Below are 15,556 nucleotides of genomic sequence, written 5' to 3'. Positions count from 1 at the left end.
CGTCCACGCGCGATCAGAGGCGGGACAGTTCGTCCACCAGGTCGTCCAGGCCCAGTGAGCCCTGCGAGAGCGCCGCCATGTGCCAGGCCTTCGCGTCGAACGCGTCGCCGTGACGCTCCCGGGCCTTCTCGCGGCCCAGCAGCCAGGCCCGCTCGCCCAGCTTGTAGCCGATCGCCTGGCCCGGCATCGACAGGTAGCGGATCAGCTCGCTCTCCACGAAGTCCGCCGGACGGCTGCTGTGGGAGCCGAAGAACTCGTGCGCCAGCTCCGGCGTCCAGCGCTCGCCCGGGTGGAACGGCGAGTCCGCCGGGATCCGAAGCTCCAGGTGCATGCCGATGTCGACGATGACCCGCAGCGCCCGCATCATCTGGGCGTCCAGGTAGCCGAGGCGCCGCTCCGGGTCGGTGAGGAAGCCCAGTTCGTCCATCAGGCGCTCCGCGTACAGCGCCCAGCCCTCGGCGTTGGCGCTGACGATGCCCACCGTCGCCTGGTAGCGGGAGAGGTCGTCGGCCACGTGCGCCCACTGTGCGAGCTGGAGGTGGTGGCCGGGAACGCCCTCGTGGTACCAGGTCGAGACGAGGTCGTAGACCGGGAAGCGGTTCTGCCCCATCGTCGGCAGCCAGGTGCGGCCCGGGCGGGAGAAGTCCGCGGAGGGAGCCGTGTAGTAGGGCGCCGCGGCGCTGCCGGGAGGCGCGATGCACGACTCGACCTTCCGCACCCGCTCGGCGAGTTCGAAGTGCGTGCCGTCCAGTGCGTCGATCGCCTCGTCCATCAGCCCCTGCAGCCAGGCCCGGACCTCTTCGACGCCCTCGATGTGGGTGCCGTGCTCGTCCAGGTGAGCGAGCGCCACCCAAGGGGTCGCGGCACCGGGCAGGACCTTCTCGGCCTCCTTCTTCATCTCGCCGAGGATGCGGTGGTACTCCGACCAGCCGTACGCGTACGCCTCGTCGAGGTCCAGGTCCGTGCCGTTGAAGTAGCGCGCGAAACGGGCGTAACGCTCACGGCCGACCGTGTCCGGCGCGTCCTCGATCGTCGGCGCGTACACGTCGCGCATCCAGTCCCGCAGCTCCGTGACGGCAGCGGTCGCCGCGCGGGCGGCCTCGTCCAGCTCCGCACGCAGCGCGTCGGGGCCCTGGGAGGCGAAGCCCTCGAACCAGCCGCGGCCCTGGCCGTCCTTGTCCGACCATTCGGTGAGCTGCTCGATGAAGGTCGCGGTCGGGCGCGGACCGGCATGGAGCTTGCGCTCCAGGCCGAGGGCCAGGGACTCGCGGTAGCCCCGCAGGGCGGCGGGCACGGCGCGCAGCCGCTCGGCGACCGCCGCCCAGTCCTCCTCCGTCGCCACGGGGGTGATGGTGAAGACGTTCCGCACGGAGTGCACGGGGGACGAGAGGTTGCTCACCGCTCTCAGGCCCTCGTCGGCCTCGTGCACGGCGAGCTCGGCGGTGAGCCGCTCGCGCAGCAGGCGCGCGCACCGGCGCTCGATGTCACTGTCCGCGCCCGGTCGGCGCTCCGCCTCGTCGAGCCGGGCGAGGGTCTCCCGCGCCAGCTCGGCGAGCGCCTCCTGGCCCGCGGGCGAGGTGTCGGGCAGCTTGCTCGAACTCTCCTTCACACCGAGGTAGGTGCCGGTGACCGGGTCGAGGGCGACGAGGTCGTCGACGTAGGCGTCGGCGACCTCCCGGGGCAGAGGGCTTGTGGTCGTGTCAGACATGCGGACAATCCTCATACGTCCACGTGGTGCGCGTCACGTGGATTCAGCGCTCGGCTTACCCCCTGCCCAGCGGGTTTCGGCACGGCTCAGGCAGTGGCCTGTCCCGGGGGGAGCAGCGGGCCGCAGTCCCACTGCTGGAAGATCAACCGGGTCTCCACCCGCGCCACTTCCCGCCGTGCCGTGAACTCGTCGAGCACCAGTCGCTGAAGATCCGCCATGTCCGCGACCGCGACATGCACCAGGTAGTCGTCCGGGCCGGTGAGATGGAAGACGGTACGGGACTCGGGCAGCGCCCGGATGCGCTCCACGAACGGACCGACCAGCTCCCGCCGGTGCGGTCTGACCTGCACCGACAGCAGCGCTTCCAGACCGCGCCCCAGCCTCGCCGGGTCCAGCCGCAGCTGATGGCCGAGGATCACGCCCGAGCGGCGCAGCCGTGTCACCCGGTCCAGGCAGGTCGAGGGCGCGACCCCGACCTGCGCGGCGAGGTCGCGGTAGGTGGCCCGGGCGTCGTTCTGCAAAAGCCGCAGCAGATGCAGGTCCACCGGGTCCAGTACGACGGATTCGGCCATGCGCCGAACGTAACACGGGTTTCGCCGCCGTGACCCCGGCCGGTGTTCAGTCTGCCGTCCATGGATTCCCGTACTCATGACACGCGGAACGGATTCCCCGTGGGCGGTCCGTCCGGGCACCGGGCGCTCGCCACCGAGGCCGTGCACGCCGGGCGCGAGGACCTCGTCGCCCTGGGGCTGCACGCGCCGCCCCTGGACCTGTCCACCACCTACCCCTCCCCGGACAGCAGGGGCGAGGCCGCCCGCCTCGACGCCTTCGCGGCCGACGGCGCCGAGCTGGTGGGCCCGCCCGTCTACGGACGGCTCGGCAATCCGACCGTCGCCCGCTTCGAGACCGCGCTCGCCCGCCTGGAGGGCACCGAGAGCGCGGTCGCGTTCGCCAGCGGCATGGCCGCGCTGAGCGCCGTGCTGCTCGCCCGGGGCGCGCTGGGCCTGCGGCATGTCGTCGCCGTACGACCGCTGTACGGCTGCAGCGACCACCTCCTGACCGCCGGACTGCTGGGCTCCGAGGTGACCTGGACCGACCCGGCGGGCATCGAGGAGGCGCTGCGCCCGGACACCGGCCTGGTCATGGTCGAGTCCCCGGCCAACCCGACGCTCGCGGAGGTCGACCTGCGGGCGGTCGCGCACGCGTGCGGCTCGATCCCGCTGCTGGTGGACAACACCTTCGCCACGCCCGTGCTGCAGCGGCCCGTCGAGCAGGGGGCGCGCCTGGTGCTGCACAGTGCCACCAAGTACCTCGGCGGGCACGGCGACGTGATGGGCGGGGTGGTGGCCTGCGACGAGGAACTGGCACGCCGGCTGCGGCAGGTGCGCTTCGCGACGGGCGGGGTGCTGCATCCGCTCGCCGGCTATCTGCTGCTGCGCGGCCTCGCGACGCTGCCGGTACGGGTGCGGGCGGCGTCCGCCACCGCCGCCGAACTGGCCCGCCGCCTCGCCGCGGACCCGCGGGTCGCCCGCGTCCACTACCCCCGCATCGGGGGCGCCATGGTCGCCTTCGATGTGCACGGGGACCCTCACGCGGTGATCGCCGGGGTCGGTCTGATCACGCCCGCGGTGAGCCTCGGGAGCGTCGACACCCTCATCCAGCATCCGGCGTCCATCAGCCACCGCATCGTGGACGCCGAGGACCGCCGGGGCGCCGGGGTGAGCGACCGGTTGCTGCGGCTGTCGGTGGGCCTGGAGGACGTGGAGGACCTGTGGGCCGACCTGGAGCGGGCCCTGGGAGCGGAACAGGGCGGAGGCGATCGGCGCCGGGAGGAGATGGCCGGCCGGTAGCGGGCCGTCTCCCGGCATACGGAACGGCCCGGCGAAGTGCGTCGGGCCGTTCCCCCTCCGTCGTGCGGGTGTGCGTCGTCAGTCGCGCGTGCCCCTCGAGCCGGGCCGCTCGAACGCCTCGCCGTACGGCAGACGGGACGTCACCGGGGTCGCGTCCAGGCGGGCCGTGATGACGAGGGTGCCCTCCTCGATCTGGTAGTCGAGGGGCAGCCCGAGGCCGCGCATCGCGGCGACCATGCCCGTGTTGGACGCCTGCGTGACCGCGTAGACGCTCTCGCAGCCCGCCTCGACCGCCATCGACACCAGACGGCCGAGGAGTTCGCTGCCGATGCCGCGCCGCTGCCACTCGTCCTCGACGAGCAGCGCGACCTCCGTCTCGTCGCCGTCCCACAGCAGATGGCCGAGGCCGACGATGCGGCCCGATCCCGTCTGCACGGCCAGGGTGCGGCCGAAGCGCGGGCTGAGCAGGTGGCCCAGATAGCGGTCCGCGTCATGGACCGGCCCGTGGTAGCGCATGCCCAGCGTGCGCGCCGAGCACCGGGCGTGCATCTCCTTCGCCGCCTTCAGGTCGGAGGTGTCGGCGCGCCCCACGGTGATCGCGTTGCCTTCCGGCAGCGTCAGCACGTCCTGGCTGCGTGGGATGCGCGGACCGAGCCGCGTGTCCAGCTCCACCAGCGCGCGTGCCCGCGCGAACTCCGTCGGCGTGAAGGGCAGATACGGCCGCTCCACCGTGATCACCCCGCCTTCCGGTGCCCGCAGCCGCATCACCGTGTCCTCCAGGGTGCCCTCGACCGGAGCCTCCTCCTGGGCCCGGCCGGAGCCGGGGGAGACGGCGGGCAGGGAACGGATGGTGCACCGGCCGAGCAACTGCCGCAGGGCGAGGGGGAGTTCGGCCGCGTCCAGGGCGGTGCGGGCGGCCAGTCCGAGTACCCGGGTCGGGACGTCCACCAGATCGTGTGCGTCGGCCCGCTCGATCCAGGTCCCGTCGCCGCCGGCCTGTGACACGGCCCGGGTGACCTCGCCCGCCTCCACGCCGGCCGGCGCCCGCAGCAGGAACTCGTCGACCGTGCCGTGCGCCAGCGGGTGTGTCTGCAGGCTGAGGATGTCGACGCGCAGCCTCGCCAGCCCCGTGCACAGCGCGGCCAGCGAGCCCGGCTCGTCCTTCACCGTCGTCCGCATCCGCCACAGCGTGCTCGCCCCGTCGGCCGCTTCGGTCCCGGACGGCCCGGCCTGCTCCGTCTCGGGGAGCGGCCGGGCGCCGGTATCGGCCGAGGGCGGCGCATGGCCGTGGCGGCGTGACCACCATGCGTGGAACGCGGCCGTCGCCACCAGCGCCACCGCCGAGATCACAAGGAGGGCGGGGCCGTCGGGTCCGTGCCCGACCAGGTTGGCCGTCACGTCCGCCACCGCGACCGCCGTGAACAGGGCGGCGAGCTCCACCAGGTCGCGTCGCCAGTGGTGCACCGGGCGGCCGTTCCTGGCGCGCCTCACATCAGACATGTCTGGAGTCATGCAAGTACTGTGCAGGAAGGGTGTTGCGTGATCACGAACGCTTTGTGACTGATCGGTTAAGTATAGATCTGTCCTTTTTGTTGCCTGTTGTACGAGACGCGTAGGCGGCGGCGACCGCGATGCCGCGCACCGGGGGATGACACCGGTGCGCGGCGCGGTGATCGAGGGTAGCCGAAGCGGCGGGCCCGTTACTGGCCCACGCGACCCGGCTGCAGCACCTGGGTGAACAGAGCGGTACCGTCCTGCTCGCGCAGACGGACCGTCAACTCACCGCTCTCGCCGTCGATGTCGACCTCACCGAAGAACTGGTAACCGCCGGCAGGGGAGACGTTCGAGGCGGTCGGCGCCTTCACGAACACCCGCTCCGGGCCGAACGTGCCGTCGAGCGCGCTCGCCGGGAACGCGCCGGCGTTGAGCGGGCCCGAGACGAACTCCCAGAACGGCTCGAAGTCGGTGAAGGCCGCCCGCGAGGGGTGGTAGTGCTGCGCCGAGGTGTGGTGCACATCGGCCGTCAGCCACAGCGTGCCCGTGATCCTCCGGTGCTTGATGAACCGCAGCAGCTCCGCGATCTGCAGCTCCCGCCCGAGCGGCGCGCCCGGGTCACCCTGTGCCACCGCCTCGAAGTTGGGCTTGTTCTCCATGGGGTCCGGCACGACCAGGCCGAGCGGCATGTCGGCCGCGATCACCTTCCACACCGCGCGGGATCCCGCCAGCTCCCGCTTCAGCCATTGCAGTTGCTCGGCGCCGAGGATGCCCTGCGGGTCGACCGTCTGGTTGTCGGGTGAGTTGGGATCGCGGTAGGTGCGCATGTCCAGCACGAACACGTCCAGCAGGGGGCCGTGCCGCATGACCCGGTAGACCCGGCCGTGCTTGTCACCCGGCTGCAGCGTCGAGATCGCGAAGTACTCGCTGAACGCGCGCCGGGCACGGGCGGCGAGCACGTCGATGCTCTTCTCGGTGTAGCGGGTGTCGGAGGAGGCGATCACCTCGCCCGGGTACCAGTTGTTGCGGACCTCGTGGTCGTCCCACTGGATGATCGACGGCACCTGGGCGTTGAACCGCTTGAGGTTCTCGTCGAGCAAGTTGTAGCGGAAGTTGCCGCGGTACTCGGCCAGAGTTTCGGCGACCTTGGACTTCTCCTCGGTGGTGATGTTCCGCCAGGTGCCGCCGTCGGGCAGGGCCTGGGTGGCCGAGATGGGGCCGTCGGCGTAGATGTTGTCACCGCTGCACAGGAAGAAGTCCGGGTCCAGCTTCGCCATCGCGTCGTAGATCCGGTAACCGCCGAGGTCCGGGTTGATGCCCCAGCCCTGCCCGGCCAGGTCGCCCGACCACAGGAACCGCACCCCGCGGCGCCGCTGGAGAGGCGTCGTACGGAAGGTGCCGGCCACCGGCTCGCCGGTGCGGCGCGGGTCGTCCGGGTCGGCCAGCAGCACCCTGTAGTGGATCTGCTCGCCGGCCGGCAGCCCGTGCAGCCGCGTGGTGCCGGTGAAGTCCGTGTCCGGGCCCAGCAGCGGCCCCTGCCATCTGCGCGGGTTGCGGAACGACTCGGTCGGGGCGGTCTCGACGATCATCCGGGCCGGGCGGTCCGAGCGCACCCAGACCAGACCGGAGTCGGCGGTCACGTCGCCGGCCTGGACGCCCCATCCCGCCTTCGGGCGTCCCGACAGGGAGAACGCCGGAGCCGCGCCGAGCGCGGTGGGCAGGGTCAGGGCCGCCGAAGCGGCCAGGGAGCCGCGCAGCACGCTGCGGCGGCCGGGGAAGGGACGGTGTGACATGGGATGCGCCTCCAGGGACGTCTTCCGGCCAATGGGCACCGCAACACCTACTGGTGCGCCACGGCGCGCACGCAAACCGCAAGTGAACAACGGACCCCGGCCGCACGGTGAAGGACACGCGTCACGCGCGCGTGGCGTCCGCCATCACCCGTACGCCCTCCCGGACATGCACGGGGGACATGTGCGCGCAACCAGCGCCAGTAGTAAGCCTTCGCCGGCCGCCGTCCCGTACGCGGACCGCGGACGCACCGCCGAACCGGCCCCGGCCGCCCACTCCAGGACCGCCCGGCCGGGTCAGCGGCTGCCGTCCAGGATGACCCGGGCCACCAGCGCGGGGTCGTCGTTCATCGGGACGTGCCCGCAGCCGGGCAGCCGCACCAGCCGGGCCCCGGGGATGATCCGCTTGGCACGAACGCCCTGACGGTACAGCAGCAGCCGGTCCCTGGTGCCCCATGCCACGGTGACCGGCAGCCCGGGGACGTCCTCGGTGAACTGGACGGACGTGCCCGCCCGGAGGGTCTCGGCGAACCCCTCGGCGCGGGCCAGCGCCAGGGTCTCGGCGACGACGGCCTCGGGTGAACGGCGCCCGGGACGGGCGTAGATGGTGCTCGTCAGGACCGTCCGCCCGGCCGCCGTGCGCGACAGCCGTTCCACCACCGGCAGCGGCGTGTTCCGCGCGGCCTGCCGCATCGCGGAAAGGACCGTGAACGCGTACCGGCGCTCGACGGGGGTCCAGAAACCGGCGGGCGCGAGGGCGGTGACGGACCGTACGAGCTTCTCGCGGCCCAGCTCCAGGGCCAGCAGTCCGCCGAGGGAGTTGCCCGCCACGTGCGGACGCTCGATCCCCAGCGCCTCGCACAGCGAGCCGAGCGCCGGCACCACGGTCGCCAGGTCGTAGGCCAGCCCCTCCGGCAGGGCCGGGGACGCGCCGAAGCCCGGGAGATCGACGGCGATCACGTCCCGCTCGGTCGCCAGGATGTCCACGACCGGGTCCCAGGCCTGCCGGTGGTGGCCGATGCCGTGCAGCAGCAGGAGCGGTTCGCCCGCGCCCACGCGCGCGTAGGAGACGGTCACGGTCCGCGGGCCGTGCGGGGAGGGGACGCTGAAGGAGACCGTGGCCGGCATGGTGCTGCTCCTCGTCTGGGGGCACGGACGATGTGGTAGACAGCTTGTCAGCAATTGCTACCCGCGGGTAGCCCCCGTGTCGGCGCTGTTCGGCCACAGGCGGTCCGCCGGCCATTGTGCTGCGTCAACCGCCTTGTCTCCTGGACATGGTGGGAGCGTGTCGGATGGGATGGGACGGTGACGACCGACACCGCGACCGAGGTCTTCGAAGAGCACCGCCCCGTCCTGATGGGAGTGGCCTACCGCATGCTCGGCCGGGTCGCCGACGCCGAGGACGTCGTCCAGGAGGCCTGGCTGCGCTGGTCCCGCGCCGACCGCGACGCGGTGCGCGAACCGCGCGCCTACCTCGTCCGCGTCACCACCCGGCTGGCCGTCGACCGGCTGCGCCAGGCGCAGGCCCGCAAGGAGGCCTACGTCGGGCCCTGGCTGCCCGAGCCCTACGTCACCGACTTCGGCGACACGGCGCCGGACGCGGCGGACCGGGCCGTGCTCGCCGACTCCGTCTCGCTCGCCGTCCTCGTGGTCCTGGAGTCCCTGTCGCCCCTGGAGCGCGCGGTGTTCGTGCTCAGGGAGGCCTTCGGATTCCCGTTCGGGGAGATCGCCGCCACACTCGACCGCAGCGAGGCCGCGGTGCGCCAACTCGCCGCACGCGCCCGCAAGCACGTCGACGAACGTCGGCCGCGCTATGACGTCGACCCCGCCGAACGCCGCGACCTGACCGAGCGTTTCCTCGCCGCGGCCGTCGAGGGCGACCTGAAGGGGCTGATGGAACTGCTCGCCCCGGACGCACGGCTGGTCGGCGACAGCGGCGGTCGCGCCAAGGCGCCGCTGCGCGTCCTTCGGACCGCGGACAAGGTCGGCCGGTTCCTCGCCGCCGTCGCCGGGCAGCGCCCGGCGGACATGTCGCTGCGCCACCTGGAGCTCAACGGCGGTCCCGCCCTGCTCGTCCTGTCCGGCGGCAAGCCCGACACCGTGTTCCAGGTGGACGTGGTGGACGGGCGGGTCCAATGCGTCTACGTCATCCGCAACCCGGACAAGCTGGCCTCCCTGCCGGTCGACCGGCAGGGGGAGTGATCGGGAAGCCTCCGGGCGACGACGTCCGCGAAGTCTCCCTGGCGCGAAGTCCGTGAACGGAGGCTTCCTCGACATGTCGTACGCGTCGCCCACCGCGAACGCACTGTGAACGCTCCGTGACACACGGCCCCGGCACCGCGCAACCGATCGAGGATTGGTCTTGACCAAGGGTGGGGGCCGCCCTATGGTCGCAGAGAAGTGCAACAACCTTTAAAAAACAAGGGCGCTTAAAGCCGCCGGGCCACGGCGATCGCGGAGGACAGGGTGGGGACCACGCAGCTGGAATCGGTGCCGGAGCCCAAGTACTGGCACCTCAAGACCGTGCTCACCGAAGCACTCGACTCCGAGTTCTCCGTGGGCGAGATCCTGCCCAACGAACGGGACCTCGCCGCCAGGTTCGGCGTCGCCCGCGCCACGCTCCGCCAGGCGCTCGAACAGCTCGAGCTGGAAGGCCGCCTGCAGCGCCGCCGCGGGGTCGGCACCACCGTCGCCCCGCCGCGCGTCGGGGTGGCCGTGGGCACCGAGGGGTACGCCTGGCCGGGGGCGGCCGGCGACGACTGGCAGCCCACCGACTGCACGGACGTGGTCCCGCCCGCCGCGGTGGCCGACCTCCTGGAGACCGACCAGGGCGAGCAGGTGCACACGGTACGCCGCTCCCGCGTGTCGCACGGCCGGCCCGTGGCCGCCGAGCTGCTCTACGTCCCGCACTCCTCGGTGCCCGACCTCTCGGCGATCGACGCCCCCTCCGGTGCGGCACGCGCGCGTGCCGTGCTGCGTGAGCTGCAGCACCTGGAGCCGGCGGGCCGGGACCAGGCGGTCGAGCTGGGCTCGGTCAGCGCCGAGGACGCCAAGGAACTCGACCGGCTGCCCGGTGCGCCCGTCCTCGTCGTCACCACCCGCTTCCACTCCGGCGGACGCACCGCGGCCGTCTCCGTGGCGACCTACCGCGCCGACACCTGCCGCCTGACCTTCGGGGGCGACATCGAGATCCACCACGGCCCGGAGCGCCGCGCCTCCTGACCGCGCCGTCGCGAGCGGCGGTCGGCATCGAAGGCCGTATCCGTCGTGCCCGGCGGTCGGCATCGAAGGCCGTATCCGTCGCGCCCCGGTCATCCGGGGCGCGACGCCGTTCGGACACCTACGGGTTGTGGGCCGGGATTCAGCGCCGCGCCGTGACCGTGCCCTCCACGGCGAACAGCTGCTCCTCCACGTGGTCCAGCGCCAGCCGCAGCGCGCCCGTCGCCACCGCCGCCTCGCCCAGCTGCGACAGGGCCACCCTCGGGGGGCGCAGGCAGTAGCGGGCCAGCTCGTCGCGCAGCGGGTCCAGGACCCCGTCCAGGCCCACCGCCCAGCCGCCGATCACGACCAGTTCGGGGTCGAGTGCCAGGACGAGGGCCGCCACGTCGTGCACCAGCCGTTGCAGGAAACGGTCCACGGCGGCGCGGGCCCGCTGGTCGCCCTCACGGGCCAGCGCGAACACATCGGCCACCTGCTGCTCGTCCAGCGGCTGCAGCGGCTCGTCCGTGGTCGACAGCAACGTCTCGGGCGTCGCCTCGCGGCCCAGCAGATGCAGCGCGCCGATCTCCCCGGCCGCCCCGCCGTAGCCGCGGTGCAGCCGGCCGCCGATCAGCGAACCGGCGCCGGGGCTCAGCCCGGCCAGCACGAACACCACGTCGTCGGACTCGGTGGCGGCGCCCTTCCAATGCTCCGCGACGGCCGCCGCGTTGGCGTCGTTCTCGACGAGGACCGGGCACTTGAAGGAGCGGCCGAGCCGTTCGCCCAGCCTCAGACCGGTCCACTCGGGCAGGGCCGTGCCCAGGCGGACCGTGCCGTCCGCCTCCACGATCCCGGGGGTGGCCACCCCGACCGCGCGCAGCGAACCACGGGACACGCCCGACCGGCGCAGCAGCTCGGCGACCGTGCCCCGCAGCCGCTCCAGCCGCTCGTCGGCCGGCGCGGACTCGTCGACCTCTTTGGAGAGGCTGCCGAGCTCACGGCCGTCGAGATCGGCGAGGAGCGCGGTCACCCGGTGCGCGCCGACGTCCAGCCCCAGCAGATGGCCCGCCTCCGCCCGGAACCGGAACCTGCGCGCGGGCCGCCCCTGCCGCCGGGCCGCGCCCTCCTCGGCCGCCGCCTCCACCACGAGCCCGGCTTCGATCAGCCCCTCGACGACTCCCTCGACGGTCGGCCGGGACAGCCCGGTCACCCGGGTGATCTCGGTGAGCGTCGCACAGTCCGTCGCGCGCAGCGCGTGCAGCACCACGGCGGAGTTGATCCGTCGCAGCAGAGAGGGGTCCCCGCCGGTCAGCCCCACCGTCGTCCTCCCAGGTCGTGCGCGTGTTGGGCGGATCGTACTCGGCACCGCGCCCACCCGCGAGGGCGGGCGCCCACCGCGATCCGGCACGGCCCGCGACCTCCTGCCCGACAAGGCGGGAAGGCCGCCCTGCGCGAGAGGGCCGGGCCGGTTTCTTCGGACGGGGGCTCGCGGTGCCGGCGGTGCGGGCGGCGGTGGTGCTGCTCGCGGGCGCATGGAGTGCTGGCGCCAGCACCTCTGACGCCCGGACCTCTGACGCCGCACCAATTGTCAGTGGTGGCTGGTCTACTGGACGCATGAACGTCGACGACCACCTGGCCACGATCGACCGGCTGTGTCTGCGGGAGTTCCCCGCGCGCCCCGGCCGGTCGGACGTGGGGTTCGGGGGGCCCGGGTTCCACATCGCCGAGTTAACGGTGAGCGTCGGCCTCGGCACGGGTGACGGCGCGGCACGGGAGCGCACGGCGGAGGACTTCGACGCGTGGAGGGAAGCGATCGCCCAGCGGCTGAACGACCGGTGGGGGCAAGGACAGCGCTGGGGGATGCTGACCCTCGGCGTGCGCAGGGCACGCGGCGAGGAGATACCGCAGCCGTGGGCGCTGCTCGGCGACCTCGTGCACGAGCTGCACCTGTGGCAGGCGGACGGTACGGGCCGGTGGGTCGCCCTGGGAGTGGCCGAGCGCGACGAGACCGACGAGATACGACTCCTCGCGGTCGTCACGGCCACGGACCCGCCCTGACCGGCCTGGTGCCCCGGCAGGCGACGTTCGCACCGTCGCGGCGTCCGGCCGCACTAGTCCCGTGCGGCGTGCCTCAGCCGTGCGAACTCCTCCGCCATCGTCGCCGCCGTCCAATGCGCGTTGAGCCCACTGGGATTGGGCAGCACCCAGACGCGGCTGGAGCCGATCGTCCGCTCCTGCGGGCCGACCCGGGCCGTGCGGTCGTCGAAGGCCGCCCGGTACGCGGTCACCCCGACCACGGCCAGAAACTTCGGCCGCAGCCGCTCCACCTTGGCGTGGAGGATCCGTCCCCCCTCGCGGTACTCCTCGGCGGTCAGCTCGTCGGCCCGCGCGGTCGCCCGCGCCACCACGTTCGTGATCCCCAGCCCGTACGACAGCAACTCGGCCTGCTCGCACGGCTGGAACAGCCGCGGGGTGAAGCCCGACAGATGCAGCACGGGCCAGAAGCGGTTTCCGGGGCGGGCGAAGTGATGGCCCGTCGCCGCCGTCATCAGCCCCGGGTTGATACCGCAGAAGAGGACGTCGAGGCCGTCCGCGACCACGTCCGGCACCAGACGGTCGCGGGCGGCCTCCAGGTCCGCCGGGGTGAACCGGGTCAGAGGATCGCCCCCGGGGTGTAGCCGGCGGCCTCCGGGTGCTGCTTCACGATCTCCTCGACGCGGCCGACGATCGAGGCGACCTGGTCGGAGGCGGCGCCCGTGAAGGACAGCTTGTCCGCCATCAGCGCGTCGAGCTCGGCGCGGTCCAGCGGGATGCGCTCGTCGGCGGCCAGCCGGTCGAGCAGCTCGTTGCGCTCGGCACCCTGCTCGCGCATCGCGAGGGCGCAGGCGACGGCGTTCTCCTTGATCGCCTCGTGCGCGACCTCGCGGCCCACGCCGGCGCGCACCGAGGCCATCAGCACCTTGGTGGTGGCGAGGAACGGCAGGTAGCGGTCCAGCTCGCGCGCGACCACCGCCGGGAAGGCGCCGAACTCGTCGAGCACCGTCAGGAACGTCTCCAGCAGGCCGTCCAGCGCGAAGAACGCGTCCGGCAGCGCGACCCGGCGCACCACCGAGCAGGACACGTCGCCCTCGTTCCACTGGTCGCCCGCCAGCTCGCCGGTCATCGAGGCGTAGCCGCGCAGGATCACCATCAGGCCGTTGACGCGCTCGCAGGAGCGGGTGTTCATCTTGTGCGGCATCGCGGAGGAGCCGACCTGACCCGGCTTGAAGCCCTCGGTCACCAGCTCGTGGCCGGCCATCAGCCGGATCGTCTTCGCCAGCGAGGACGGCGCGGCAGCGAGCTGCACCAGCGCGGTGACGACCTCGTAGTCGAGGGAGCGCGGGTAGACCTGGCCGACGGAGGTGAAGGCCTGGGAGAAGCCGAGGTGCTCGGCGATCCGGTGCTCCAGCTCGGCGAGCTTGCCGGCGTCACCGCCCAGCAGGTCCAGCATGTCCTGCGCCGTACCGACCGGGCCCTTGATGCCGCGCAGCGGGTAGCGGCCGAGCAGCTCCTCGACGCGGCCGTACGCGACGAGCAGCTCGTCGGCGGCCGTGGCGAAACGCTTGCCGAGGGTGGTGGCCTGCGCGGCCACGTTGTGCGAGCGGCCGGCCATGACCAGCTCGCCGTACTCGCCCGCCAGCTTGGCGAGGCGCGCCAGGACGGCCACCGTGCGGTCGCGCATCAGCTCCAGGGAGAGCCGGATCTGCAGCTGCTCGACGTTCTCCGTCAGGTCGCGGGAGGTCATGCCCTTGTGCACCTGCTCGTGCCCGGCGAGCGCGTTGAACTCCTCGATCCGCGCCTTCACGTCGTGCCGGGTGACCTTCTCGCGCTCCGCGATCGAGGCGAGGTCGACCTGGTCGAGCACGCTCTCGTAGTCGGCGATCGCCTCGTCCGGCACCTCGATCCCGAGGTCCTGCTGGGCCCGGAGCACGGCGAGCCAGAGCTGCCGCTCCAGCCTCACCTTCTGCTCGGGGGACCAGAGCGTGGCCAGCTCGACGGAGGCGTAGCGTCCGGCGAGGACGTTCGGGATACGGGGCTTTGCGGGCGCAGCAGTCACGTGTACGGATTCTACTGGCGATTCCTGCAGGCCAGATCCACGGGCCGGTTCGGCGGAACCTACGAGACGGCCGTCACGGAAGGGCTACCTCTTCTTGTCCGCGACCTCGGCCAGGATGTCCGCGTGGCACAGCCTGGGCGCGCACCAGCACGCGAGGGTCTTGCCGCGCAGCTCGGGGACATGGGCCAGCAGGTCCGGACGGCCCATGAGGTAGTCCCGGTACTTGGCCATCACCTCCTCCCGCGTCCCGTCGTGCTTCTTCTTGGGCGTGTCGATCTGGAAGGGGTTGTACAGCGGGTGCTGGGGGAGGTCCCAGCCGCCCCGGGTGAGGCGGCGGCCGACGTAGACCACGTTCCTGGGCGCGTGTTCCAGCCGGGGGCCGAACTCCTGAAGGCGGCCCTTGAGGTTGATCACCTTGGTGGTCACGCGCGGCTCCCTCCGGTGCGGTCCGTACTCCTACACGGCCGGGCCCTCGTACGGCTGCAGTTCCGGACGCTTGGCCGGGCGGCCGTCGCCCGAGGAGCGGCCGGTCAGCCGCCGCGCTATCCACGGCAGCAGATGCTGCCGGGTGAAGCGGACGTCCGCGGTCCGGCGGGCGACCCAGCTCGGCGGCGCGGTCGGGGGCGGCGGTGTGCGCCACTCCGTATCCTCCGCCTCGTACCCGAGCGTCTGCCACACGGCTTCCGCCACCCGGCGGTGCCCCTCGGTCGTCAGGTGCAACCGGTCCACGTCCCACAGGCGCGGATCGGCGAGCGACGGTGCGCCGTACAGGTCGACGACGAGCGCGCCGTGCCGCGCGGCGAGGTCGTCGACGCAGGCGAACAGCTCCTCCATACGGGGCCGGAAGCGCTCGAGGACCGGGCCCTGCCGGCCGGGGCTGCGCATCAGGACGAGCTGTTTGCACGACGGGGCGAGCCGCTCCACGGCTTCCGTCAGCAGCGCCCGTACGCGCCCCATGTCGCACTTGGGCCGCAGCGTGTCGTTGAGCCCGCCGACCAGCGTGACCACGTCGGCCCCCATCGCCGCGGCGAGGTCCACCTGCTCGTCGACGATCTGAGCGATCAGCTTGCCGCGCACGGCGAGGTTGGCATACCGGAATCCGGGGGTCCGTGCGGCCATCCGGGCCGCGAGGACATCGGCCCAGCCGCGGTAGGAGCCGTCGGGCAACAGGTCCGACATGCCCTCGGTGAAGGAGTCGCCGACGGCGACCAGGCTGGAGTAGGTGGGGTTCGTCTGCATGGCGCCGTAGATGCTATCCCGGCCGCCCCCACTCCATACCCACCGGTCGGTCAGCCCGCGCCGGGCCGCTCGTCGCATGCCCGCCCGCCGCCCCGGCGCAGGGTGGCGGCGCAGCCCTTGCGGTGCCCGGGGTGGCTCCCGGCCCCGCCGGCGCCGGACGCCGCGGGTCCGGCCGGCCGAC

At 72.8% G+C, this 15,556-nt stretch carries 14 protein-coding genes; 4 read left to right on the top strand and 10 right to left on the bottom strand.

Translation table 11 applies throughout. The annotated features are described in order from the left end of the window. Positions 1 to 13 precede the first annotated feature (13 nt). The gene (locus ACIRC0_RS21520; protein WP_403617746.1) at positions 14 to 1,708 is read right to left on the bottom strand and encodes a DUF885 domain-containing protein; all 1,695 of its coding nucleotides are present in this window, start codon (positions 1,706 to 1,708) and stop codon (positions 14 to 16) included. 86 nt (positions 1,709 to 1,794) lie between these two features. Next, complete coding sequence (locus tag ACIRC0_RS21515; RefSeq protein WP_403617744.1) at positions 1,795 to 2,280, bottom strand: Lrp/AsnC family transcriptional regulator; 486 nt, start codon at positions 2,278 to 2,280, stop codon at positions 1,795 to 1,797. Positions 2,281 to 2,340: 60 nt separating this feature from the next. Here ACIRC0_RS21515 and ACIRC0_RS21510 point away from each other — a divergent pair, with 60 nt between their 5' ends. Further along, positions 2,341 to 3,558, top strand: a complete 1,218-nt coding sequence (locus ACIRC0_RS21510; RefSeq protein WP_403617742.1) for a trans-sulfuration enzyme family protein — start codon at positions 2,341 to 2,343, stop codon at positions 3,556 to 3,558. Between the two features lie 78 nt (positions 3,559 to 3,636). Here the strand turns inward: ACIRC0_RS21510 and ACIRC0_RS21505 are convergent, their stop codons facing one another. The 3 genes from ACIRC0_RS21505 to ACIRC0_RS21495 form a co-directional block, all read right to left on the bottom strand. Then, the gene (locus ACIRC0_RS21505; RefSeq protein WP_403617740.1) at positions 3,637 to 5,058 is read right to left on the bottom strand and encodes a GNAT family N-acetyltransferase; all 1,422 of its coding nucleotides are present in this window, start codon (positions 5,056 to 5,058) and stop codon (positions 3,637 to 3,639) included. A 200-nt stretch (positions 5,059 to 5,258) separates the two neighbouring features. Then, positions 5,259 to 6,845, bottom strand: coding sequence for an alkaline phosphatase D family protein (locus ACIRC0_RS21500; RefSeq protein ID WP_403617738.1), 1,587 nt, complete (start codon positions 6,843 to 6,845; stop codon positions 5,259 to 5,261). Positions 6,846 to 7,139: 294 nt separating this feature from the next. After that, the gene (locus ACIRC0_RS21495) at positions 7,140 to 7,970 is read right to left on the bottom strand and encodes an alpha/beta fold hydrolase (RefSeq protein ID WP_403617736.1); all 831 of its coding nucleotides are present in this window, start codon (positions 7,968 to 7,970) and stop codon (positions 7,140 to 7,142) included. A 177-nt stretch (positions 7,971 to 8,147) separates the two neighbouring features. On the opposite strand from ACIRC0_RS21495, the gene ACIRC0_RS21490 reads away from it, so the two are divergent. Both ACIRC0_RS21490 and ACIRC0_RS21485 read left to right on the top strand, forming a co-directional pair. Next, positions 8,148 to 9,044: an RNA polymerase sigma-70 factor gene (locus ACIRC0_RS21490; protein WP_403617734.1), complete on the top strand. Its 897-nt coding sequence runs from the start codon at positions 8,148 to 8,150 to the stop codon at positions 9,042 to 9,044. A gap of 264 nt (positions 9,045 to 9,308) precedes the next feature. Next, positions 9,309 to 10,064, top strand: a complete 756-nt coding sequence (locus ACIRC0_RS21485; protein ID WP_403617732.1) for a GntR family transcriptional regulator — start codon at positions 9,309 to 9,311, stop codon at positions 10,062 to 10,064. Between the two features lie 139 nt (positions 10,065 to 10,203). Here ACIRC0_RS21485 and ACIRC0_RS21480 read toward each other — a convergent pair whose 3' ends face one another. Next, entirely contained in the window at positions 10,204 to 11,358 is a 1,155-nt protein-coding gene (locus ACIRC0_RS21480) for an ROK family transcriptional regulator (RefSeq protein WP_403617730.1), read from the bottom strand. 296 nt (positions 11,359 to 11,654) lie between these two features. Here ACIRC0_RS21480 and ACIRC0_RS21475 point away from each other — a divergent pair, with 296 nt between their 5' ends. Then, positions 11,655 to 12,098, top strand: a complete 444-nt coding sequence (locus ACIRC0_RS21475; RefSeq protein WP_403617728.1) for a hypothetical protein — start codon at positions 11,655 to 11,657, stop codon at positions 12,096 to 12,098. A gap of 53 nt (positions 12,099 to 12,151) precedes the next feature. On the opposite strand, the gene mug is transcribed toward ACIRC0_RS21475, so the two are convergent. The 4 genes from mug to ACIRC0_RS21455 all read right to left on the bottom strand — a co-directional run bounded on the left by mug (position 12,152) and on the right by ACIRC0_RS21455 (position 15,375). Continuing rightward, positions 12,152 to 12,697, bottom strand: coding sequence for a G/U mismatch-specific DNA glycosylase (gene mug, locus ACIRC0_RS21470; RefSeq protein WP_403617943.1), 546 nt, complete (start codon positions 12,695 to 12,697; stop codon positions 12,152 to 12,154). Next, positions 12,694 to 14,136: an adenylosuccinate lyase gene (purB, locus tag ACIRC0_RS21465; RefSeq protein WP_403617726.1), complete on the bottom strand. Its 1,443-nt coding sequence runs from the start codon at positions 14,134 to 14,136 to the stop codon at positions 12,694 to 12,696. Before purB ends, mug begins: the two co-directional genes overlap by 4 nt. Before the next feature lie 84 nt (positions 14,137 to 14,220). Continuing rightward, entirely contained in the window at positions 14,221 to 14,562 is a 342-nt protein-coding gene (locus tag ACIRC0_RS21460) for a DUF4326 domain-containing protein (protein ID WP_403617724.1), read from the bottom strand. 30 nt (positions 14,563 to 14,592) lie between these two features. After that, the gene (locus tag ACIRC0_RS21455) at positions 14,593 to 15,375 is read right to left on the bottom strand and encodes an SGNH/GDSL hydrolase family protein (protein ID WP_403617722.1); all 783 of its coding nucleotides are present in this window, start codon (positions 15,373 to 15,375) and stop codon (positions 14,593 to 14,595) included. Between the last annotated feature and the right edge of the window lie 181 nt (positions 15,376 to 15,556).

Source organism: Streptomyces sp. NPDC093984 (assembly GCF_044764595.1).
GTDB lineage: Bacteria > Actinomycetota > Actinomycetes > Streptomycetales > Streptomycetaceae > Streptomyces > Streptomyces cynarae.
The sequence above is the reverse complement of the archived record's forward strand: the minus strand, read 5'-3'. Positions and strand labels throughout refer to the sequence as shown.

Excerpts from the sequence above, each read along its gene's own strand:
- ACIRC0_RS21475 (WP_403617728.1), top strand. The coding sequence starts at position 11,655 with ATGAACGTCGACGACCACCTGGCCACGATCGACCGGCTGTGTCTGCGG.
- ACIRC0_RS21510 (WP_403617742.1), top strand. The coding sequence starts at position 2,341 with ATGGATTCCCGTACTCATGACACGCGGAACGGATTCCCCGTGGGCGGT.
- ACIRC0_RS21495 (WP_403617736.1), bottom strand. The coding sequence starts at position 7,970 with ATGCCGGCCACGGTCTCCTTCAGCGTCCCCTCCCCGCACGGCCCGCGG.
- ACIRC0_RS21520 (WP_403617746.1), bottom strand. The coding sequence starts at position 1,708 with ATGTCTGACACGACCACAAGCCCTCTGCCCCGGGAGGTCGCCGACGCC.
- ACIRC0_RS21500 (WP_403617738.1), bottom strand. The coding sequence starts at position 6,845 with ATGTCACACCGTCCCTTCCCCGGCCGCCGCAGCGTGCTGCGCGGCTCC.
- ACIRC0_RS21505 (WP_403617740.1), bottom strand. The coding sequence starts at position 5,058 with ATGTCTGATGTGAGGCGCGCCAGGAACGGCCGCCCGGTGCACCACTGG.
- ACIRC0_RS21455 (WP_403617722.1), bottom strand. The coding sequence starts at position 15,375 with ATGCAGACGAACCCCACCTACTCCAGCCTGGTCGCCGTCGGCGACTCC.
- ACIRC0_RS21515 (WP_403617744.1), bottom strand. The coding sequence starts at position 2,280 with ATGGCCGAATCCGTCGTACTGGACCCGGTGGACCTGCATCTGCTGCGG.